The 21,111-nt window shown below is 73.5% G+C and carries 16 protein-coding genes; 13 read left to right on the forward strand and 3 right to left on the reverse strand.

The window, feature by feature from the left end; translation table 11 throughout:
- Positions 1-41: 41 nt before the first annotated feature.
- From ACWEV0_RS11350 to ACWEV0_RS11360, 3 genes are all read left to right on the forward strand, one after another.
- Positions 42-512 (forward strand): PH domain-containing protein, encoded by a 471-nt coding sequence (locus ACWEV0_RS11350; protein WP_453148529.1) that lies wholly within the window; start codon positions 42-44, stop codon positions 510-512.
- A gap of 213 nt (positions 513-725) precedes the next feature.
- Positions 726-2,066: a hemolysin family protein gene (locus ACWEV0_RS11355; protein ID WP_453148530.1), complete on the forward strand. Its 1,341-nt coding sequence runs from the start codon at positions 726-728 to the stop codon at positions 2,064-2,066.
- Positions 2,063-3,133: a hemolysin family protein gene (locus ACWEV0_RS11360; protein WP_453148532.1), complete on the forward strand. Its 1,071-nt coding sequence runs from the start codon at positions 2,063-2,065 to the stop codon at positions 3,131-3,133. The genes ACWEV0_RS11355 and ACWEV0_RS11360 overlap by 4 nt, the downstream gene beginning before the upstream one ends.
- A gap of 249 nt (positions 3,134-3,382) precedes the next feature.
- On the opposite strand, the gene ACWEV0_RS11365 is transcribed toward ACWEV0_RS11360, so the two are convergent.
- Both ACWEV0_RS11365 and ACWEV0_RS11370 read right to left on the reverse strand, forming a co-directional pair.
- On the reverse strand, positions 3,383-5,272 hold the full coding sequence (locus ACWEV0_RS11365) for an AAA family ATPase (protein WP_453148534.1): 1,890 nt from the start codon (positions 5,270-5,272) through the stop codon (positions 3,383-3,385).
- 306 nt (positions 5,273-5,578) lie between these two features.
- On the reverse strand, positions 5,579-6,208 hold the full coding sequence (locus ACWEV0_RS11370; RefSeq protein WP_453148535.1) for a uridine kinase family protein: 630 nt from the start codon (positions 6,206-6,208) through the stop codon (positions 5,579-5,581).
- A gap of 186 nt (positions 6,209-6,394) precedes the next feature.
- On the opposite strand from ACWEV0_RS11370, the gene ACWEV0_RS11375 reads away from it, so the two are divergent.
- From ACWEV0_RS11375 to ACWEV0_RS11400, 6 genes are all read left to right on the forward strand, one after another.
- Entirely contained in the window at positions 6,395-7,780 is a 1,386-nt protein-coding gene (locus ACWEV0_RS11375; RefSeq protein ID WP_453148537.1) for a peptidase C39 family protein, read from the forward strand.
- A 276-nt stretch (positions 7,781-8,056) separates the two neighbouring features.
- Positions 8,057-8,515, forward strand: coding sequence for an AMIN-like domain-containing (lipo)protein (locus tag ACWEV0_RS11380; protein ID WP_453148539.1), 459 nt, complete (start codon positions 8,057-8,059; stop codon positions 8,513-8,515).
- A gap of 114 nt (positions 8,516-8,629) precedes the next feature.
- Positions 8,630-11,803: a DEAD/DEAH box helicase gene (locus ACWEV0_RS11385; protein WP_453148540.1), complete on the forward strand. Its 3,174-nt coding sequence runs from the start codon at positions 8,630-8,632 to the stop codon at positions 11,801-11,803.
- Between the two features lie 400 nt (positions 11,804-12,203).
- A complete protein-coding gene (locus tag ACWEV0_RS11390) occupies positions 12,204-13,394 on the forward strand; it encodes an acyl-CoA dehydrogenase family protein (RefSeq protein WP_453148542.1) in 1,191 nt (396 codons plus the stop codon).
- 506 nt (positions 13,395-13,900) lie between these two features.
- Entirely contained in the window at positions 13,901-15,022 is a 1,122-nt protein-coding gene (locus tag ACWEV0_RS11395; RefSeq protein ID WP_453148544.1) for a hypothetical protein, read from the forward strand.
- Between the two features lie 9 nt (positions 15,023-15,031).
- On the forward strand, positions 15,032-16,135 hold the full coding sequence (locus tag ACWEV0_RS11400; RefSeq protein WP_453148546.1) for a phosphotransferase family protein: 1,104 nt from the start codon (positions 15,032-15,034) through the stop codon (positions 16,133-16,135).
- A gap of 134 nt (positions 16,136-16,269) precedes the next feature.
- On the opposite strand, the gene ACWEV0_RS11405 is transcribed toward ACWEV0_RS11400, so the two are convergent.
- Positions 16,270-16,662 (reverse strand): hypothetical protein, encoded by a 393-nt coding sequence (locus ACWEV0_RS11405; protein ID WP_453148548.1) that lies wholly within the window; start codon positions 16,660-16,662, stop codon positions 16,270-16,272.
- Positions 16,663-16,886: 224 nt separating this feature from the next.
- Between ACWEV0_RS11405 and ACWEV0_RS11410 the strand changes: the two genes are divergently transcribed.
- The 4 genes from ACWEV0_RS11410 to fxsA all read left to right on the forward strand — a co-directional run bounded on the left by ACWEV0_RS11410 (position 16,887) and on the right by fxsA (position 20,871).
- The gene (locus ACWEV0_RS11410) at positions 16,887-17,327 is read left to right on the forward strand and encodes an Lrp/AsnC family transcriptional regulator (RefSeq protein WP_189976755.1); all 441 of its coding nucleotides are present in this window, start codon (positions 16,887-16,889) and stop codon (positions 17,325-17,327) included.
- Between the two features lie 68 nt (positions 17,328-17,395).
- Complete coding sequence (locus ACWEV0_RS11415; protein WP_453148550.1) at positions 17,396-19,018, forward strand: amidohydrolase; 1,623 nt, start codon at positions 17,396-17,398, stop codon at positions 19,016-19,018.
- A 404-nt stretch (positions 19,019-19,422) separates the two neighbouring features.
- A complete protein-coding gene (locus ACWEV0_RS11420) occupies positions 19,423-20,199 on the forward strand; it encodes a polyprenol monophosphomannose synthase (protein ID WP_453148552.1) in 777 nt (258 codons plus the stop codon).
- 78 nt (positions 20,200-20,277) lie between these two features.
- Positions 20,278-20,871, forward strand: coding sequence for an FxsA family membrane protein (gene fxsA, locus ACWEV0_RS11425; protein WP_453148554.1), 594 nt, complete (start codon positions 20,278-20,280; stop codon positions 20,869-20,871).
- Positions 20,872-21,111: the final 240 nt, after the last annotated feature.

The raw sequence follows: 21,111 nt of genomic DNA on the forward strand, positions 1-21,111 counted from the left end.
GCCGACCCACCCGCCTGCCGCACTTCCGCGAGGAACACCCGATGTCCGACGTCACGCCGCCCGCCCTTCCGGTCACCTTCCGGCCGGCCCGCACCCGGGTCGTCCTGCTGACCCTCGGCGTGGCGATGTTCGTCGTCATCTCGGCCGTCGGGCTGATCCTGGAGAAGCTCGGACCGGGGGAGCGGGCCAGCTTCGTCCTCACCGCCGCGCTCTTCCTGGGCGTCATGGTGCTGCTGGCGCGGCCCAAGGTCGTCGCCGACGACGCGGGCGTGACGGTCGTCAACATCACCCGAAGGCGCCGGCTCGCGTGGGCCGAGATCCTGCGGGTCAACCTGCGCCCCGGCGACCCCTGGGTCTTCCTCGACCTGAGCGACGGCACCAGCCTGCCCGTGCTTGGCATCCAGCCGGGCATCGCCAAGGAGAAGGCCATCAGCGACGCCCGCGCGCTGCGCGCCCTCGCCGACAGCCATGGCAGCGGCGCGGAGGCGACCCGCGCGGACGGGCAACCCTGATCCGTCCCCCAAACGGGGCCGACCCCCTGCCCGACACGGCGCGGGCGTGACTACTCTTGAGGCGGTGGTGCCGAGCGGCACCACCGCCTCGCATGTGCAGGGCCGCCCGCCGGCGGCCCGCGAGGCCACCCTTCGACCCGAGGAGTGACTCCCTCCGGCAATGGACGGATCGTCCGGTAGTACCTGCGCCGCCCCCTCCCTGGAGGCGGCGGCATGATCGTCTCTCTGTCGCTGCTCGCCGCAGCCTTCCTTCTGATCCTCGCCAACGGCTTCTTCGTGGCCGCCGAGTTCGGCCTCGTCACCGTGGAACGCGCCGAGGCCGAGCGCGCCGCAGCCGAAGGCGACCGCCGCGCCCGCGGCGTCGTGACGGCGCTGCGCGAGCTGTCCTTCCAGCTCTCCGGCACCCAGCTCGGCATCACCATCACCTCGCTCGTCACCGGCATGCTCGCCGAACCCGCGCTCGCCGGCCTGCTCGACGGGCCGCTCGCCGCGACCGGACTGCCCGAAGGGGCCGTCTCCGGCATCTCGGTGCTGGTCGGCATGCTGCTCGCGTCCGCCGTGCAGATGGTCGTCGGAGAACTCGTGCCCAAGAACTGGGCGGTCTCCCGGCCGCTCCAGGTGGCCCGCTTCGTGGCCGGCCCGCAGCACGTCTTCTCCGCCCTGTTCCGCCCGGTGATCTCCGTACTGAACACCGTCGCCAACCGGCTCGTCCGGCTCTTCGGCGTCGAACCCGCCGACGAGCTCGACTCGGTGCGCACCCCGGGGGAGCTGGTCTCCCTCGCCCGCCACTCGGCCCAGGCCGGCGCCCTCGAACAGGACACCGCCGACCTCTTCGTACGGACCCTGTCGCTCGGCGGGCTCACCGCCGAGCAGGTCATGACCCCGCGGGTGAAGATGAGCGCCCTGCAGTCGGACGCCACCGCGGCCGACGTCCTCAACCTCACCCGGGCCACCGGCCTGTCCCGCTTCCCGGTCTACCGCGAGCGGATCGACGAGATCGTCGGCATGGTCCACCTGAAGGACGCCCTCGCCGTCGTCCCGCACGAGCGGCACCGGACCCCCGTCGGCCGGATCGCCGTCCCGCCGCTGCTCGTCCCCGAGTCGCTGCCCGCCCAGGCCCTCCTGGAGCGGCTGCGCCGCGAGCAGCCGATCGCGGTCGTCGTCGACGAGTACGGCGGCACCGCCGGCGTCGTCACCCTGGAGGACATCGTCGAGGAACTCGTCGGCGAGGTCCGCGACGAGCACGACACCGCCGCCGACGAACGGCCCGAACTCGCCCCCGTACCCTCCGAGGACGGCAAGGAGGTCTGGGAGGCCGACGGCTCCTGCCGGGTGCACACCCTGCACCGGATAGGACTCGACGTGCCCGACGGACCGTACGAGACGGTCGCCGGGCTCGTCGCCGACCTGCTCGGGCGCATCCCCGCCCCGGGCGACCGGGCCGAACTCCCCGGCTGGCGGCTCTCGGTGCGCCAGGTCGACCGCTACCGCGCCGAACGGGTGCGGATCATGCGCACCGCCCCGGTGCCCGTCGCCGTGGAGGCCGCCCGATGAGTCTGCTCCCGCTGCTCTTCGCCGTCCTCCTCGTGCTCGCCAACGGCTTCTTCGTCGGCGCCGAGTTCGCGCTCGTCTCCGTGCGCCGCAGCCAGATCGAGCCGCTCGGCGGCAAGCGGGCCCGCCAGGTCCTGTACGGCCTGGAGAACCTGCCGCAGATGATGGCCGCCGCCCAGTTCGGCATCACCGTCGCCTCGCTCACCCTCGGCGCCGTCGCCGAGCCGACCGTGGCCGCGCTGCTCGAACCGGTCTTCCACGCCCTGCACGTGCCGGAGGGCCTGATCCACCCCCTCGGGTACGTGTTCGCGCTCGCCGTGGTGGTCTTCCTCCACCTGGTGATCGGCGAAATGGTCCCGAAGAACCTGGCCATGGCGGACCCCGAGCGCACCGCGCTCCTCCTCGGCCCCGGCCTGGTCGGCTTCGCCCGGCTCTGCCGGCCCGTCACCACCGCCCTCGGCGCCTGCGCCCGGCTGGTGCTGCGGGCCTTCAAGGTGGAGCCCAAGGACGAGGTCGAGGCCGTCTTCACCAGCGCCCAGCTCGGGCGCCTCGTCGAGGACGCCGGCCAGGCCGGACTCCTCGACCCGGCCGAGCAGGAGCGCCTGGAGGACGCCCTGGAACTGGGCACCCGCCCCGTCACGGACGTCCTCATCCCCTCGGCCTCGCTGGTCACGGTCTCCCCGTCCGTCACTCCGCGCGAGATCGAGGAGCTCACCGTCCGGACCGGGTACTCCCGCTTCCCGGTCTGCCGCAAGGGCCGCGGCACCTTCATGGGCTTCGTGCACGTGAAGGACGTCCTCGACCTGGAGGACCGCGAGCGCGCGGTGCCCCAGCACATCTGGCGCCCCATGGCCACGCTCCGGTCCGAGCTGCCGCTCGACGACGCCCTCACCGTGATGCGCCGCGCCGCCACCCACCTGGCCCAGGTCGCGGACGCCTCCGGCCGGGTGCTCGGCCTGGTCGCCATGGAGGACGTCCTGGAGATGCTGGTGGGCGAGGTCCGCGACCCGGCACACCGGGTCGCCCCGGCCCCCCGGCCGGAACGGCCGGCGGAGGCGCTGGCGGGCTGAGCGGGCGGGGCGCTTGGATCCAATATCCGAGCTCCGGGATCCAATATCCCGGTGCTCGGGTCCCAAATATTGGATCCACGATCCCGGATCCACGATCCCGGATCCACGATCCCGGATCCACGATCCCGGATCCACGATCCCGGATCCACGGTCCCGGATCCACGGTCCCGGATCCACGGTCCCGGATCCACGGTCCCGGATCCACGGTCCCGGATCCACGGTCCCGGATCCACGATCCGGCATCCCGGATCAGATCCCCGGCGGTTCCTGCGGGCCGCGGTCCATCGGGCCGCGGCCCGACAGGACCTCGCCGTACGCCTGCATCAGGTCCGGCAGGCGCAGCGTCGCGAGGTCGTCGCGGGTCGGGGTGGTCGCGTAGCCGGACAGCCGCAGATCCCGGTAGGCGCAGGACTTCTCGTACAGGGTGCGCAGGAAGCGCCCGTTGCCGAGCTCGTCGATCCAGCCCTGCTCGACGACGTGCCCGCTGATCGAGCCCAGCTCCTCCAGGGCCTCCTCGTCCCAGCAGTCGCCGTTCGCGGCGGCGAGCACCTTGCCGATCTCGGTGAGTTCGAGCGGGCGGTACGAGGGGAAGTCGACCCGGGTAGTGAAGCGGGAGGACAGCCCGGGGTTGGCGGCGAGCAGCCGGTCCATGCCCTCCGGGTAGCCGGCCAGGATCACCACCAGGTGGTCCCGGTTGTCCTCGGCGCGCTTGAGGAGGACCTGGAGGGCCTCGTCGCCGTAGGCGTCGCCCTTGCTGTAGCCGGTGTTGGAGAGCGAGTACGCCTCGTCGACGAAGAGCACGCCGCCGACGGCCGAGTCGATCAGCTCGTTCGCCTTGACCGCAGTCTGGCCGAGGAACTCGCCGACCAGGTCGGCACGCTGGGCCTCCACGAGATGGTCGCCGCCGAGCAGCCCGAGCGCGTAGAACACCCGGCCGAGGATGCGGGCGACGGTGGTCTTGCCGGTGCCGGAGGGGCCCGAGAAGACAAAGTGACGTTTCGGCGGCTGGACGGGAAGGCCCTGTCCGGCGCGGAGCCGGGCCATCTCCAGCTGCGCCGACAGGGCCTTGACCTGCCGCTTGACCGGTTCCATGCCGACCATCCGCTCCAGCTCGGCGAGCGCCTCGGCGAGGAGTGCCGGGTCGGTCGGACTGGCGGGAAAGCGCGGCGGCACCGGCTGCGGCGGGATCGCCGCCTTCTGCCGGACGACGTCGGGCGGCTCCGGCGGCGCGGGAGGCGGCACGGCCTCGGTGCTGAGCATGAGCCCGTCGCCGGCCGGCGTCTCCGGCACGAAGCGGTCGCCGTCCACCATGTCCTGGCCGAGCCCGCCGTACACCGCGGTGGTGAGGCCCGCCGGGTCGTCCGGGCCCTCGAAGCCGTCGTACTCGGCGATCGCGGCGAGCCGCGCCGCCGTGTCCATGAACGCCGGGTCGATCCGGTGCACCGCCCGGTAGAGGGGCAGCGCGGCGGCGCTCCGGCCGGTGCCCTCGTGGGCCCGGGCCAGCCAGTAGCGCAGCTCCTTGCGCTGCGGCTGTTCGCTGCGGCAGCGCATCAGCGCCGCGGCGAGCAGCGGCTCGGCCTGCCCGTACATCTCCAGGCGCACCCGCGCCATGCCGCCGAAGAGCCCCGCCTCGATGCCGAGCAGCGGGTCGTCGACGAGCGGTTCGGTGTGCCGGACCAGCTGGTCCCAGTCCTTGACCAGATAGGCGCGGCAGGCGTGCAGGAAGCGGACCTGCGGGTCGGTGTCGACCGGCGGGAGCCCGGCGAGGGCCCGGTCCAGCTCGGCCACATGGCGGCCGTCGAGCCAGTGCGAGGCGTGCGCGAGCAGCAGATCACGCGGGCTCTCGAGCACCGGCTGCACCCACCAGCCCAGCCAGTACCAGGAGTTGAGCGTCCTGCGGTGCCGGGACCGTTGCTCGCCGAAGCGCTCGCGGTTGCGGTACATGCGCAACAGCGCGGTCGTGGTGTCGACCCGCAGCGCGTGCAGGCCGAGCCAGCCGTCGGCCATGCCGGGGTCGATGCGCACCGCCGTGCGGAACTCCTCCTCGGCCTGCGGATAGGCGCCCATCGTGTAGGCGTCGACTCCGCGCAGCCAGGCGAGTTCGGCGGGGGCGTGTGCGCCCTGTGTGCCGAAGTCCATCGGGTCCCCCACAACCGTCTACACGTGGACGGGAATTGACCGCACCGAGGGGCATCGTACCTGTGCAGGGGGTGCGTGATGAGGGTGAAGAAGCCGATCTCCCGCGATCGACGCGATCCGCCGGCAGCTCGCGGCCGGTTACCCACGGTAAGCGTGGGGGCGGAACGAAGCCCCCGATCACGGGGGAACAACCGGGGGCTTCGCGTCCGCGGCGGCTCCGAAGGGCCGCACATTGAGAACGTAAGACCTGTACGCCCCTTGGGTCAAGCGGAGTTGAGGCACTTGCGGAAGCGGAGTGCGGGCCACTCAGTTTGCGGCCGGGGAGTCGTCACGCTGGGTGATGATCTGGTTCGGGCTTGCCGCCACAGCAGGCCCTGGCAGCCACTCGTAGCCCTCTCCGCGCTCCCGTACCAGGGTGTCGGCGAACGGCCGCGAAGGGTCCTCGGAGAAATGGCGAGACTCCGCCACCGTCCAGCCGTCCCAGAAGTCGGAGAGCTCGGGCCCGTCGCGGTGCCGGCCGCGCGCCCAGGAATCCTCGGGGCCGCGCTCCATCCACAGCAGCCGCGCCAGATGCGACCGCACCGCCCGCCGCCCCGCGCCCACGCCCTCCAGGAGCACCACGGGTGCGGGAGCCAACGGCCGGGGCGCGCCGAAACGGCGCAGGACCCAGTCGTACGGGTGGTAGAGCGCCGTCTCGCCCCGGGAGAGCGGCTCGATCACCTCGCCGAGGAGCCGGCCGGTCCACTCGAAGAGCTCTTCGTGCGTGGCGAGGTCGTCGAGATGGAGGACGGGAGCGTCGTCCAGGGCGGCCGCGAGCCGGCCGGCGAGCGTCGACTTGCCGGACCCCGCGTGCCCGTCGACCGCGACGAGCCGCACCGGGCCGCAGGAGGGCGGCAGTCGGCGCAAGGAGGCGGCCACGCGGTCGAGATCGTTCATGGCCCCAGGGTAGGGGAGCGCCGCGCCCGGGTCCGCCGCAGGTCAGCGCGACCGGAACCGTCAGTGGTGAAGACCAATATTGCTCGCGCGGCACGTGTCGAAGCGCTGGCAGAAGCCGTCCGCGTGCCGCGATTATGGGGCGCGCAGCCCGTCCGTTCGCCATCACCGACTGGAGGGTCACCGCCCATGCCCCCTGCCACCCCGCGCAGAACCGTCCTCGCCGCCGCCCTCGCCGCGGCGGCCGCCACCGCCGCCACCACGGCCCCGGCCGCCTCCGCCGCGGAGGCCTGCGCCGACCGCGAGACGTGCACCGACGAGACCACGGGCCACGCCCCGGCGCCCGGACTCGTCGACAACCGCTTCTGGTCCACGTACACCGACTGGCGCTGCGGCACCCCGGCCGGCACCAGGGCCGTCGCCGGCCACCGCCCCGGCCTGGAGATCGACACCCCGGCCGGCCGCACCGACTACACCGACCCGCACACCGGCCGGACGGCCACCTGGGAGTACGCCCGCTGGACCTCGCCCGTCCACACCTCCACCGTCCCCGCCACCGAGGTCGTCGCCTCCTGGAACGCCCACACCCCGCCCGGCACCTGGCTCCAGGTCGAACTGCGCGGCACCTACGGCGACGGCACCGACACCCCCTGGTTCGTGATGGGCCGCTGGGCCGCGGGCGACGCCGACATCCGCCGTACCTCCGTCGACGACCAGAGCGACGGCAAGGCGTCCATCTGGACCGACACCTTCTCGATCGACGACCCGGCGAGCGGCCTCCGGCTCGTCTCGTACCGCCTGCGCCTCACCCTCCACCGCACGCCCGGCACCACCCTCACCCCCACGGTCTGGCGCCTCGGCGCGATGGCCTCCGACGTCCCCGACCGCTTCACCGTGCCCGCCTCCGAGCCCGGCCCCGGCCACGAGCTGGTCGTGCCGCGCTACTCGCAGAACATCCACGTCGGGCAGTACCCCGAGTACGACAACGGCGGCGAGGCCTGGTGCAGCCCCACCTCCTCGCAGATGATCGTCGAGTACTGGGGCCGCCGCCCCGCCGCCGAGGACCTCGCCTGGGTGAACCCGTCGTACGCCGACCCCCAGGTCTGCCACGCGGCCCGCTTCACGTACGACTACCAGTACGCGGGCTGCGGCAACTGGCCCTTCAACGCCGCCTACGCCGCCACCTACCCCGACATGAACGCCGTCGTGACCCGGCTCCACTCGCTCACCGACCTGGAGACCCTGACCCGGGCCGGCATCCCGGCCATCACCTCCCAGTCCTTCCGCAAGGACGAACTGACCGGCGCCGGCTACGGCACCTCGGGCCACCTCATGACCGTCATCGGCTTCACCGCCGACGGCGACGTGATCGCCAACGACCCCGCCTCCCCCGGCGACGAGGCCGTCCGCCGGATCTACAAGCGGCGCGAATGGGAGAACATCTGGCTCCGCACCAAGCGCTACGACGCGAACGGCAAGGTCAGAAGCGGTACAGGCGGTGTCTGTTACCTCTACTGGCCGGTCAAGTCGACAGCAGGTCAGCGCCGCGTGCTGCAGTCGTTGGGGCTGGTGTGAGCGTCCCGTTCTGACCACGTCGCTTATGCAGGAATCCTCTTCGTTCCCCGAGGTTGACGACATTCGCTCACGGGCGGGTCTGCTCTCAGCCAGAGTGAACCGTCGGCGGCCGGCGCCTGATCACCCCGCCCGTGACGCCAGTGTCCTCCCCTCACATCGGAAGAAGAGGAAAACACCATGCGAGCAACGAGAAACGCCCGTGCGCAGGTCTCATCCTCCGCGCGCGCCCCGCGCCGTCGATGGGCCCGAGTCGCCGGGCCTCTCGCCGCTGCGGCCATGGCCACGATGCTCGTGTCGCCGGCCGCCACCGCTGCGCCCATGGCCGACACGGCCAGTGCAGCCACGTCCGTGACCTGCTACGACGACCCGTGTATCACGGGCATCCGTGCCGCGACACACACGGACTACGACCGCCTGGTGTTCGACCTCACGTCGTCCACCCAGATATACGGAACGTACACGAACACCACCGGCGAATTCGTCCCGATGAGCGGTGAGACGAAGTATCTGGACGTGCCCGGCACGTCGTACCTCTTCATCACGATGGATCCGGTCCACCTGGCCTCGGGCGTGAACCTGAACCAGGCTCTGAACCTGCCGACCATCAAGGGCGTTCAGTTGACGAACTTCCATGCGGCCAGGGCCCAGTTCGGTATCTCGCTCGGCCCCTCGACGCGCTACTCCGTGTTCACGCTCACGCAGCCGGACCGCGTGGTCGTCGACGTGTATCGGTAGGCCGCGCAGAACGGCCTGGGCGATCGCGGCGAGCAGGTGCGCGGCGGCCGCTTGATCGGGGGAAACCTCGCGAACCGGGTGCGCGACGTGATCATGGGATGCCACAGTCGGGTCATGCTTAGTGACGAGACCGGCGTGCAGGGATCCGTCACCGACCTGGCTCGGGAGCGGTGGGGGGTCACGCTGGGCGGAGAGTTCCCGGCGCGGTTCACGGAGCCGGGGTGGAGCCACGAGGAGACCGTCGACCGCCGCTGCCCGGCCTGCGGCGGCGAGCTGCACGCGCTGCGCAGACCGTACGAGTCCCAGGGCCGCACCTACCAGTACACGGCGCTCGTCTGCCCCGCCTGCCCCACGGCCTTCACCCTCACGGATCTCGGCGTGAAGCGGTACGACCAGCTGACCGACGCCGTGCCCCGCCAGGCCGGGCAGGCGACCGGAACCAGGTCCTCCCGTCCGGTGCCCGCGGTGACCGCGACCGTCAGGGTCCCGGCGCAGCCGCGTGCGGGAGTGCGCGCGGGCCGCGGCCCGGTGTGGCCGGACGACCTGGTCGTGCCCGACGGGACCGAGCAGCGCGCGCTGTTGTGGTGCAAGGTGGCCGATCCCGCGTGGCGCCCGGCCGACGCGGCCCTCGCCGCGGCCGAGGACGTGCGGGTGATCCTCCCCGACGGCCCGGAGCACGAGCCGCTGCGTACGTGGCTGAAGGAGCGGGACGTCCCGTACCGCGTCAGCCGCTACTGGGAGGAGGCCGGCCAGGTCGGCACGGTCACCGACACCGGCGGCCGTACGGAGCTGGTCGTGGCCGGCCCGGGTGGCGCGGCGCCCGCCGCCGGGCCCTGGGCGACGGCGGCCCGGGACGCCTTCGCGGCCCAGTGGGACGCGCTGGAGGAGCTGCCGGACGGGGGCGGCGACGGCGACACGTACGTGCCCGTGGGCGAGCTCGTGCCGCCCGACTGGGCCGACCTGCTGCCGCACCCGTCGTTCAACCCGGTGCAGGCCGCCGCCGTCCCGGTGGTGCTCGACGGCAGCGGGCATCTGGTCGTGGTGGCGCCGACGGGCGCGGGAAAGACCCCCATCGGGATGGTCGCGGCCCTGGAGGCGCACGCCCGCGGACGCAAGGCGGCCTGGCTGGTGCCGCAGCGCTCGCTCACCGACGAACTCGACCGCGAGCTCCAGCTGTGGCGCCGCCGCGGGCTGCGGGTGGTGCGCCTGACCGGTGAGGCCGCGGTGGACACGGAGCTGATCCGGTCGGCCGACGTGTGGGTGGCCACCACCGAGAAGTTCGAGGCGATCTGCCGCGCGGGCTCGCTGCGGGACGCGCTCGCGGAGGTCGGCTGCCTGGTGGTCGACGAGATCCACCTGCTCGGCGACCCGACGCGCGGAGCCGTCCTCGAGGCGCTGCTCGCCCGGGTACGGGAGGACAGCGCCGCCACCCGGATCGTCGGCCTGTCCGCGACGGTCGCCAACGCGGACGAGGTCGCCCAGTGGCTCGGCGCCCGCCTGGTCCGCACCACCTGGCGTCCCACCCGGCTCACGTGGCAACTGCCCCTCCTGCCCCCGGTCGACGAGACGGACTGGGCAGCGCGGGCCGCCGTCCGCACCGAGGCAGCCGTACGCATCGCCCGGCAGGTCACCGACGAAGGCGGCAGCGTCCTCGTCTTCTGCGGCAGCAAGCGCCGGGTACGGGCCACGGCGCTCGCGCTGGCCGCCGACCGCGGAGTGCCCGTCGCCGGCGTGGACACCGACGACGCCGAGGCCGTGGAGCGGCTGTGCACCAAGGCCGGGGTACGGCTCCACTACCGGGACTGGCCGTACAAGCGTGAGGCCGAGCATGCCTTCCGCGCCCGCGAGGCGGACGTCCTGGTCGCCACCTCGACGGTCGCCGCCGGCGTCAACCTGCCCGCCCGCGCGGTGATCGTCGGCGACACCACCATCGGCCTGGACCGCATCGAGGTCTCCATGGTCCAGCAGATGTTCGGCCGGGCCGGCCGCATCGGCGCCGGCGAGCGCGAGGGCTGGGCCTTCCTGCTCGCCGACCCGGCCGAACGGGCGCACTGGCAGGCGCGGTTGGCCGCCGGATACACCGTGCGGTCGCGGCTCGACGACCGCCTGGCCGACCATCTCCTCGCCGAGGCCGTGCAGGAGCGCCTGTCGACCCTCGACGAGGCGGAGCGCTGGTGGGCCGGGACGTTCGCCGCGTACCAGGGCCACGACAGCGTCGAACCGCTGCACGAGGCGGCGCGGTTCCTCGCCTCGGTGCGCTGCCTGCGGCCCGCCGCCGACGGGGACCGCCTGGAGCCCAGCCCGCTGGGCCGGCTGACCAGCCGCTTCATGGTCGACGCCACGCTCGCCGACGACCTGGCGACGGCCCTGCGGGAAGCGCCGGTCCCCGAAGATCCGGTCGCCGCCGAGCAGTTGCTCGCGGCCCTGCTCAGCACCCGCCTGCCCGTGCTCGAACAGGCACCGTTCACCGAGCGGGCGAAGGCCGCCCTGCGCCGCGTCCTGCGGGACACCGAGCAGGCGGCCGGCGAGCCGGACGATCCCTGGGGGATCGGCCCGGCGGAGGAACCGGCGACCGGCGCGCCGCCGGGCGACGACGAGCAGCGGCTGCAGGCCGGAGACCTGTCCCGCGCGGTCCTGCTCCTCGCGGCGACCCGTCCGCGCCTCTTCCGCGGCCGCCCCGCCTACGTCCTCGGCATCCCCATGGACTCCATGATCGGCATCCTGGAGGAGGCCCGGCGCTATCTGGCCTGGCTCGGTGCGCAGGGCCCGCTCGGCACCGTCCACCCCTGGGTGGCCGTCGTCGCCGGCGACCTCGCGCTGCGCATCCGCTGGCGCACCCTGGGGGCCCGCCGAGGGGCCGGACGCCTGCTCTGGATGTGCGAGCGCATGGCCACCGCCCCGCTCGCGCCCGAACTCGTCCCCCGTCTGTGGAGCGCGGCCCGGGCCCGCGGCATCGACTCGCCCGACTGGAACGGCACGACCCCGCCCGGCGACTGCGCCCTGCCGCCGGACCGCTACCGCGCCCTCCTCGCGGAGCGCGCCACCGGCACGCGCCTCGCCCTCCAGGACGACGCGGTCCACGTATGGGCCCCGCCCGGAGCCGTGATCCGCCTGTGGAACGGTGCGACGACCACCCTGCAGGCCGCCGACGGAGAGGAGACCACGCTGCTCCTTCCGCCCGCGGACCCGGCCGACCCGTCGGCGGGTCGCCGAGGGGCGGCCGTCTTCACCCGAAGCGACCGCGTGGCGGCAGGGTGGCTCGGCGAGTACGCGGCGATGGGCGCCTGACGGGGACGGCCGCGGCGCGGGAGGGGCCCGCCGATGCGTGCCTGACGGGGACGGCGGCGGCTCGGGGGCGGAGGGCCGATGCGTGCCCGACGGGGGACAGCCGCGGCCCGGGACCGGGCGGCCGATGCATGTCCGGCCGGACCACGGCGGCTTTGGGGCGGACGGCCGACGCGTGCCTGCCCCGGACGGCCGCGGCCCGGGACCGGACGGACGGGGAGGCCGGCGCCCTGCCCCGGGCCGGGTCTCGTCTCATCCGCCCGCCGAACGGGCATACTCCACCCGCCACCGCGCCCGCCGCCCCCGCGCGCGCCCGGTCCCGGGGCAGCATCGGCGCAGTGTCGAAGCCCGGGCGGGCCCGTGAGGGTGCGGACCGGGCCCCGAGAGGGAGGAGTGCGCCGCCATGCCCGACCGCGCCGACCGCGCCGATCACGCCCCGCAGCCCGTGGAGCGCCGGATGCCCACCGAGGAGGCCAGGGAGCTGTTCGCCCTGGTACGGGAGATCGCCGCGCGGGAGATCGCGCCGCGCGCCGCCGAGGAGGAGGCGGCCGGGCACTTCCCGCGGGAGCTGTTCTCGCTGCTGTCCGCCTCCGGCCTCCTCGGCCTCCCGTACGACTCCGCGTACGGCGGCGGCGACCAGCCGTACGCCGTCTACCTCCAGGTCCTGGAGGAGCTGGCCGCCGTACGGCTCACCGTGGCGCTCGGGGTGAGCGTGCACAGCCTGTCCTGCCACGCGCTCGCCGCGTTCGGCACCGACGAGCAGCGGGCCGCGCATCTCCCGGCGATGCTGGGCGGCGGGCTGCTCGGCGCGTACTGCCTGTCCGAGCCGTCCTCCGGTTCGGACGCGGCCGCGCTGCGCACCCGCGCGGTCCGGGAAGGCGACATCTGGGTGCTCGACGGCACGAAGGCATGGATCACGCACGGCGGGATCGCGGACTTCTACACGGTGATGGCGCGCACGGGCGGCGCGGGCCCGAAGGGGATCACCGCCTTCCTGGTGCCGGGGGACGCGCCCGGTCTGAGCGCCGCCGCGCCGGAGCGGAAGATGGGCATGAAGGGCTCGCCGACGGCGCAGGTGCATCTGGACGGCGTCCGCGTGCCGGATGCGCGGCGGATCGGGGCGGAGGGCCAGGGCTTCGCGATCGCGCTGGCCGCCCTGGACTCGGGGCGGCTCGGGATCGCCGCGTGCGCGGTGGGCGTGGCGCAGGCCGCGCTGGACGCGGCCGTGGCGTACGCGCGGGAGCGGCGCCAGTTCGGCCGGCCGATCGCGGACTTCCAGGGCCTGCGCTTCCTGCTCGCGGACATGGCGACGCAGATCGAGGCCGGGCGGGCGCTGTATCTGGAGGCCGCGCGGCTGCGGGACGAGGGCCGGCCGTTCGGGAAGCAGGCGGCCATGGCGAAGCTGTTCTGCTCGGACGCGGCGATGCGCGTCACGACGGACGCGGTGCAGGTGCTCGGCGGCTACGGCTACACCGCGGACTTCCCCGTCGAGCGGTTTCTGCGCGAGGCGAAGGTGCTCCAGATCGTCGAGGGCACCAATCAGATCCAGCGGATCGTCATCGCGCGTCACCTGGCCGGACCAGAATCCCGCTGACGCGCACGGTCCGGTCGGCCCAGACGGGGCCGGCCGCGAGCCGGCTCCACTCCAGGTCGCGGTGGCCGGGCAGGGTCCGGCCGTGGCTGGCCCACAGCTGGAGCACCGCCGAATAGATGGGCGGGTCAGAGGCGTGCGGCGCCGGCGGGGGTGGGGGAGCGGGCGCCGCCTGCGCGGGTACGGGCACGGGTGTGGGCCCGGGCACAGGTGTGGCTACGGGCATGGGTGTGGGTACGGGCACCGGCGCGGGCGCCGCTGCGGGCACCGTCTGCTGAACCGATTCTTCAAAGTGCGGCTCGGACTGTCGGTGCCGGCCGTATCCGCTGGGTGTCGTATACAGCGTGGTCATGCCGGGACCAACGGTCCGGCCCGACCCCCGGTCACCGCCGGACGCCGTCGAGCGGCAGTTCGACGCGTCCCCGGGCCTTCCCGCCGTGCACGACTCTGGCCCTCGGCAGGATTTCTGACATACCGTCAGATCCGCTGTGACGCCGAGGAGGTAACACGTGTCAGACGACCGGCCCGTCCCGCTCGACGAATACCCCGTGCACCAGGCACCGCTGTCCATGAAGCACCACGTCAGCGGCGACCGGAACGCCTACGACCGGTGCATCTTCCACGTCTTCGACCACCAGGGCCGCGCCCTGCTCATCGCCGGCCTCGGCGTCTACCCCAACACCGGCGTCGTCGACGCCTACGCGACCCTGCGCGCCGGCGACCGGCTGCACGCCGTCCGCGCCTCCGACGCCCTCGGCGACGACCGGATGAACCTGGCCGTAGGGCCGCTCCGCATCACCGTCGACGAGCCGCTGCGCCGGCTCACCCTGCACTGCGACCCCGACCCGGACGACCCCGACGGACTCTCCTTCGACCTCACCTGGACCGGCGACTTCCCCGCCGTCTGGGAGCCCCACCACACCCAGCGCCGCGGCGACCGGCTGACCCTGGAGGGCCGCCGCTTCGTGCAGGCCGGCCACTGCGCGGGCGTGATCCGGGCGGGCGGCGAGGAGTTCACGGTCACGGCGGGGGAGTGGACCGGCACTCGCGACCGCAGCTGGGGCGTCCGGCCGCTGCCCGGCGAAGAACCGGGCCGCGCCGAGGAGTTCCGCCCCGAGGGCTTCCACTGGCTCTGGATCCCGATGCGCTTCGACGACCGCTTCCTCATGGTCATCGCGCAGGAGGACGCGGACGGCTACCGCACGCTGAACGAGGCGCTGCTGGTGCGCGACGGCCGGCGCGACACCCAACTCGGCTGGCCCCGCACCGACATCACCTACCGCTCCGGCACCCGCGACCCCGAACGCGCCGTCGTCCACCTCACCGACCCGGCCGGCAAGCCCCTGGAGATCGGCGTCGAGATCCTCGCGTCCTCCCCGCTCGCCGTCGGTGCCGGCTACCCGCCCGCGCCCGACTGGCAGCACGGCAGCTGGCAGGGCCGCGACTGGACCGACCGCCGCGTGTACGACCTCTCCGACCCGTCCGCCCACCCCCTGGCCGCGTTCGGCGTCACCGACCACGCCGCCCGCTTCACCCTCGACGGCCACACCGGCTACGGCATCTTCGAACACGGCTCCTTCGGCCGCCACGACCCGAGCGGCTTCGCCGACCACACCTCCACGGCCTCGTAAGGAGTGCGGATGACCGCCCAGGCACCCCGTCCCCGCACCACCACCCGCGACCCCGAGGAACTCGGCCGCCGCCTCACCGCCTGGCTCGACGCACGCCTGCCCGGCGCGCGGGTCGCCGACCTCGCCGTACCCGGCTCCAACGGCATGTCCAGCGAGACGCTGCTCTTCGACCTGGAGCATCCGGACGCCCCGGTCCGGGGCTGCGCGCTGCGGCTGGCCGCCGACCCCGCCGCGTACACCGTCTTCCCCGTGTACGACATGGCCCGCCAGCACCGCGTGATGCGGCTGGTCGCCGAGCACACCGACGTACCCGTGCCGCGGGTGCTGTGGCTGGAGGAGGACCCCGGTCCGCTCGGCGCGCCCTTCTTCGTGATGGCGCGGGCGGAGGGCCGGGTGCCGCCGGACGTGATGCCCTACACGTACGAGGGGAACTGGCTGCACGCGGCGAGCGACGCCGAACGGGCCGCCCTGGAGGCCGATTCGGTCGGCGTCCTGGCGCGGCTGCACGACCAGTTCCCGGCGAAGGAGGCGGAGTTCCTCCTTCCGGAGGGCCCGGAAGGTTCCGGGGATCCGCTGCGCCGACACGTCGACGCCCAACGCGCCTACTACGCCTGGGTGGTGGACGGCCTCGCGCCCTCACCGCTCATCGAGTCGGCCTTCGACTGGCTGGAGCGGCACTGGCCCGCGGACCCCGGGCCGGCCGTGCTGACCTGGGGCGACGCCCGTATCGGGAACATCGTCTACGACGGGTTCAGGCCCGCGGCGGTCCTCGACTGGGAGATGGCCGCCTTCGCCCCGCGCGAGGTCGACCTCGGCTGGACGGTCTATCTGCACCGCTTCTTCCAGGACCTCACGGTGAGCTTCGGCCAGCCCGGCCTGCCGGACTTCCTGCGCCGCGACGCGATCGAGCGGCGGTACGCCGAACTCACCGGGCACACACCCCGGGACATGGAGTTCCACACCCTCTACGCGGCGCTGCGGCACGCGATCGTCATGCTCAGGATCGCGTACCGCCAGGCGTACTTCGGGGAGGTGGAGGTGCCGGAGAATCCCGACGGCCTGATCCTGCACCACGCCACACTGGCGGCGATGGTGCAGGGACGCTACTGGTGACAGCCCGGACCGGTGCGAGCCGGGATCGGCGACAGCCCGGACCGGTGACAGCCGGACGGTGAGAGCGGACCGGTGGGTGCCGGACCGGTGACAGCCGGTCCGGCGGGTCGGCGCGTCAGGCGAGTCGGCGCGCGTCAGGCGGCGCGGCGCAGCGACGTCCGCTTGATCGGCCGCGAGCCCGGACCGCCGACGTGCGAGAACGGCTGCATCCGCCAGTCCAGCCCCCGAGGCAGCGTCAGGAGCAGCGCCGTGTCCTGCTCCTGGACCTCCAGGGTCTCGTCCGCGGGGCTGAGGTCGGCGGCGGGCCGGCCCGTACCGGAGCAGACGGTGAGGACGAAGGGGTTCCACGGCGTCGGGCAGAGCGCGTGCTCCGGCAGAACGTCCTCGTCCGCGAGCAGCGCGATCGGCTGGTCGCACTCCGGGCAGATCACCCGGAACATCTCAAAGGTGTCGTACGCGTCGAGCTCGTCGGGCGTCTCGTCGGACGGATCGACGGACGTGCCGACGGAATCAACAGGCTCCTGCATGGAGAATCTCCCCCTCGAACGGGTCGGCCGGATCTGATCGGCCTCGACCACAGCAAGCAATTCCCATACGGGCCACCGCATAACCGTGAGGTCCTGCCCGAGGCCCCGCAAACCCTGTGGCGTTCGTCACATGCCGCTCGCAGGTGCCCTGCGGATGTCCGATCCGTGGCATACGGGTCGCCCCCGGCTGTCCTCCGGCCCCTCCGGGGCAATAGGGTCACCGCATGGAGGAGCTGGATCGTCAGATCGTCGAGTTGCTCGTCAAGGACGGGCGCATGAGCTATACCGACCTGGGCAAGGCCACCGGCCTGTCCACCTCGGCGGTGCATCAGCGCGTCCGCCGGCTCGAGCAGCGCGGAGTCATCCGCGGCTACGCCGCCGTCGTCGACCCGGAGGCCGTGGGCCTGCCGCTCACCGCCTTCATCTCGGTGAAACCCTTCGACCCCAGCGCCCCCGACGACACCCCCGACCGGCTCGCCGACATCCCCGAGATCGAGGCGTGCCACAGCGTCGCGGGGGAGGAGAACTACATCCTCAAGGTGCGCGTCGCCACCCCCCTGGAGCTGGAGCACCTGCTCAGCCGCATCCGCTCCCAGGCCCACGTCTCCAGCCGCACCACCGTGGTCCTGTCCACCCCGTACGAGGCCAGGCCGCCCCGCATCTAGGGACCGGGGGCGAAGCATCCGGGGGGCCGGGGGACAAAGCGGGTCCCACCAGGTCCTAGCCTGGTGGGATGAGCGCGTACGAACACCGCACCGTGCTGCTGCGCGGTGGAGAAGTCCACAGCCCCGCCGACCCCTTCGCCACCGCCATGGTGGTGGAGCGCGGGCACATCGCCTGGGTGGGCTCGGAGGGCGCCGCCGACGCCTTCGCCACCGGCGTGGACGACGTGGTCGACCTGGAGGGCGCGCTCGTCACCCCCGCGTTCGTCGACGCCCATGTGCACACCACCGCGACCGGTCTCGCCCTCACCGGCCTCGACCTGTCCGCCGCCGCCTCGCTCGCCGACGCGGCCGATCGGATCCGCGCCTACGCCGCGGCCCGCCCCGCCGACCGGATCCTCATCGGCCACGGCTGGGACGCCGCCCGCTGGCCCGAGCGCCGGCCGCTGACCCGTACCGAGCTCGACGAGCTCACCGGCGGCCGCCCCCTCTACCTCACCCGGATCGACGTCCACTCGGCCGTCGTCACCACCGCCCTGCTCGACCTCGTCCCCGGCATCCGCGCGCTCGACGGCTTCCACGGCGGGCAGCAGCCGCTCACCGGCGACGCCCACCACGCAGCCCGCGCCGCCGCCTACGCCGCGCTCTCCCCGCAGCAGCGCACCGAGGCCCAGCGCGCCGCCCGGCAGCACGCCGCCTCGCTCGGCATCGGCACGCTGCACGAGTGCGGCGGCCCGGAGATCTCCTCCGAGGAGGACTTCACCGGCCTGATGGACCTCGCCCGCAGCGAGCCCGGCCCCCGGATCGTCGGCTACTGGGCCGACCTCGACATCGAACGGGCCCGCGCGCTCGGCGCCCTCGGCGCGGCCGGCGACCTGTTCGCCGACGGCTCCCTCGGCTCCCACACCGCCTGCCTGCACGAGCCGTACGCCGACCACGCCGGCCCCGGGCACACCGGTGTGGCGCACCTCGACGCGGCCGCGATCGCCGCGCATGTCGTCGCCTGCACCGAGGCCGGGCTCCAGGCCGGCTTCCACGCCATCGGCGACGCCGCCGTCGACGCGGTCGTCGAGGGCGTCCGCACCGCCTCCGAGAAGCTGGGCCTCGCCCGCATCCGCTCCGCCCGGCACCGCGTCGAGCACGCCGAGATGCTCAGCCCCGAGTCGATCGCCGCCTTCGCCGAGCTGGGCCTCACCGCCTCCGTGCAGCCGGCCTTCGACGCGTACTGGGGTGGCGACGAGGGCATGTACGCCGACCGCCTCGGCGTGGAGCGGGCCCACGGCCTCAACCCGTACGCCGCACTGCTCCGCGCCGGCGTGCCGCTCGCCTTCGGCTCGGACAGCCCGGTCACCCCGCTGGACCCGTGGGGCACGGTGCGCGCCGCCGCCTTCCACCGGACGCCCGAGCACCGGGTCTCCGTCCGCGCCGCCTTCACCGCGCACACCCGCGGCGGCTGGCGCGCGGTCGGCCGCGACGACGCCGGCACCCTGGTGCCCGGCGCCCCCGCCGACTACGCGATCTGGCGCACCGGCGAGCTGGTGGTGCAGGCACCCGACGACCGGGTGGCCCGCTGGTCGACCGATCCGCGCTCCGGAACGCCCGGCCTGCCGGATCTGTCCCCCGGATCCGAGCTCCCGGTCTGCCTCTCGACCGTCGTCTCCGGGCAGACCGTGTTCGTCCGGCCGAACGAGTGATGTAAGCACATTTCGTACGGCCGTCCAGCTTTTTCCGGGCTCGCCCATTGACCTGCGGATCCTCCTGGGGTGTCGGCGGGGACGGTTCATCGCCGCAGGTCAAACGGGTGTTGACAGCAGGCAGTCGGCGGCCGGTAGGTTCGGCGCGTCCACCACGGACGTCCGACCGGTTTCAGACCTCCACGCAGGCACCGAACGCCGCCCGCGCCTCGGGGGCGAGGGAAGGTTTTTCCGGCGGAGGGTGCGACCCGGGTGGGGTACCGGCGTTCAGTAGACAACGGCCTCGGCCGATCCGCAGCCAGCGGGTCCCGGGTCGGCCCGAAGGACGCCGGGCCCCGATCCCGCACTTCGTGCGCGGGGCTCGCTATGGTGGGGGCTCGCGTACGTATCCCGAAGGGGCAGTAGTGAACGACGGTGGCCAGAGGCGTTACGGCCCGCTCGGCAAGGCTTTGGTGATCATCCCCACGTACAACGAGGCGGAGAACATCAGGCCGATCGTCGCGCGCGTGCGGAAGGCGGTGCCGGAGGCGCACATCCTCGTCGCCGACGACAACAGCCCCGACGGCACGGGCAAGTTCGCCGACGAGATGGCCGCCGAGGACGACCACGTCCACGTCCTGCACCGCAAGGGCAAGGAGGGGCTCGGCGCCGCCTACCTGGCCGGCTTCCGCTGGGGCATGGACAACGGCTACGGCGTCCTCGTCGAGATGGACGCCGACGGCTCCCACCAGCCCGAGGAGCTGCCCCGGCTGCTCACCGCCCTCAAGGGCGCCGACCTGGTGCTCGGCTCCCGCTGGGTGCCGGGCGGCCGCATCGTGAACTGGCCCAAGTCCCGCGAGTTCATCTCCCGCGGCGGCAGCCTCTACTCCCGCCTCATGCTCGACGTCCCCATCCGCGACGTCACCGGCGGCTACCGGGCCTTCCGCAAGGAGACCCTGGAGGGCCTCGGCCTCGACGACGTCGCCTCGGCCGGCTACTGCTTCCAGGTCGACCTCGCCCGCCGCGCCGTCGCCGCCGGCTTCCACGTCGTGGAGGTCCCCATCACCTTCGTGGAGCGCGAGATCGGCGACTCCAAGATGAGCCGCAACATCGTCGTCGAGGCGCTGTGGCGGGTCACCGGCTGGGGTCTCACCGCCCGGGCCGAGAAGGTCGGCAGACTGCTCGGCCGCAAGTCCTCCTGAGAGGCCGCCCCGCGTGCAGCGCCCGCACTGATGTCTCCTTTACGACGTTCCTGCGGGCGCCCAGGCACACTGGGGACCATGACGACCGGCGCATCTGCCCCCCTCGCCCCTCAGCGCTCCCGGGCGCGCACGTTCCTTCCGCTGGGCCTCGCCGTCTGGCTGGTCCTGGAGATCTGGCTGCTCACCGTCGTGGCGAACGCCACGGGCGGCCTCACCGTCTTCCTGCTGCTCGTCGCCGGTGCCGTGCTGGGCGCCACCGTGATCAAGCGGGCCGGCCGGCGCGCCTTCGCCAACCTCACCGGGACCTTCCAGCGGGCCCAGGAGGCGGCGCGGCGCGGCGAGATGCCGCAGACCGACGACCGGGCCGGCGCGGCGGACCGCAACGGCTTCCTGATGCTCGGCGGACTGCTCCTGATGATCCCCGGCCTGCTCTCCGACGCGGCCGGCCTGCTGCTCCTGATCCCGCAGGTCCGTACGGCCGTCGGGCGGTACGCGGAGAAGGCCGTCGAGCGGCGGATGAGCGCCGCCGCGCCGGGCAGCCTCCAGGACGCCTTCCAGCAGGCCCGCATGCACCGGCCGGACGGGAAGGTCGTCCAGGGTGAGGTCATCCGCGAGGACGCGGCCCAGGGGCCGCGTGAGCCCCGGGACCCCCGCCCGCCGCTGATGCCCTGAGCGCGCCGACGTCACTGACTTCCCGCGGGCCCGGGTTTCTTCCCGGGCCCGCGCGGCCGTTTTTCGCGCCCGGCCCTCGGCTCGTACGGCGGTAGGCCGACGGGTCTCGTACGACGGGTACGCGGACGGGCTCGTACGGCAGGTTCCTCAGCGTCTCCGGGCGGGAGGCCCCGCTGAAGGAGGTGCGCCGGGCGCTGGAACAGCTGGCCCACGACCACCCCTTCCTGCTGACCAGCCGCT

The organism is Streptomyces sp. NPDC003943, assembly GCF_053605265.1.

Excerpts from the sequence above, each read along its gene's own strand:
- ACWEV0_RS11350 (WP_453148529.1), top strand. The coding sequence starts at position 42 with ATGTCCGACGTCACGCCGCCCGCCCTTCCGGTCACCTTCCGGCCGGCC.
- ACWEV0_RS11355 (WP_453148530.1), top strand. The coding sequence starts at position 726 with ATGATCGTCTCTCTGTCGCTGCTCGCCGCAGCCTTCCTTCTGATCCTC.
- ACWEV0_RS11360 (WP_453148532.1), top strand. The coding sequence starts at position 2,063 with ATGAGTCTGCTCCCGCTGCTCTTCGCCGTCCTCCTCGTGCTCGCCAAC.
- ACWEV0_RS11365 (WP_453148534.1), bottom strand. The coding sequence starts at position 5,272 with ATGGACTTCGGCACACAGGGCGCACACGCCCCCGCCGAACTCGCCTGG.
- ACWEV0_RS11370 (WP_453148535.1), bottom strand. The coding sequence starts at position 6,208 with ATGAACGATCTCGACCGCGTGGCCGCCTCCTTGCGCCGACTGCCGCCC.
- ACWEV0_RS11375 (WP_453148537.1), top strand. The coding sequence starts at position 6,395 with ATGCCCCCTGCCACCCCGCGCAGAACCGTCCTCGCCGCCGCCCTCGCC.
- ACWEV0_RS11380 (WP_453148539.1), top strand. The coding sequence starts at position 8,057 with ATGGCCACGATGCTCGTGTCGCCGGCCGCCACCGCTGCGCCCATGGCC.
- ACWEV0_RS11385 (WP_453148540.1), top strand. The coding sequence starts at position 8,630 with ATGCTTAGTGACGAGACCGGCGTGCAGGGATCCGTCACCGACCTGGCT.
- ACWEV0_RS11390 (WP_453148542.1), top strand. The coding sequence starts at position 12,204 with ATGCCCGACCGCGCCGACCGCGCCGATCACGCCCCGCAGCCCGTGGAG.
- ACWEV0_RS11400 (WP_453148546.1), top strand. The coding sequence starts at position 15,032 with ATGACCGCCCAGGCACCCCGTCCCCGCACCACCACCCGCGACCCCGAG.
- ACWEV0_RS11405 (WP_453148548.1), bottom strand. The coding sequence starts at position 16,662 with ATGCAGGAGCCTGTTGATTCCGTCGGCACGTCCGTCGATCCGTCCGAC.
- ACWEV0_RS11410 (WP_189976755.1), top strand. The coding sequence starts at position 16,887 with ATGGAGGAGCTGGATCGTCAGATCGTCGAGTTGCTCGTCAAGGACGGG.
- ACWEV0_RS11415 (WP_453148550.1), top strand. The coding sequence starts at position 17,396 with ATGAGCGCGTACGAACACCGCACCGTGCTGCTGCGCGGTGGAGAAGTC.
- fxsA (WP_453148554.1), top strand. The coding sequence starts at position 20,278 with ATGACGACCGGCGCATCTGCCCCCCTCGCCCCTCAGCGCTCCCGGGCG.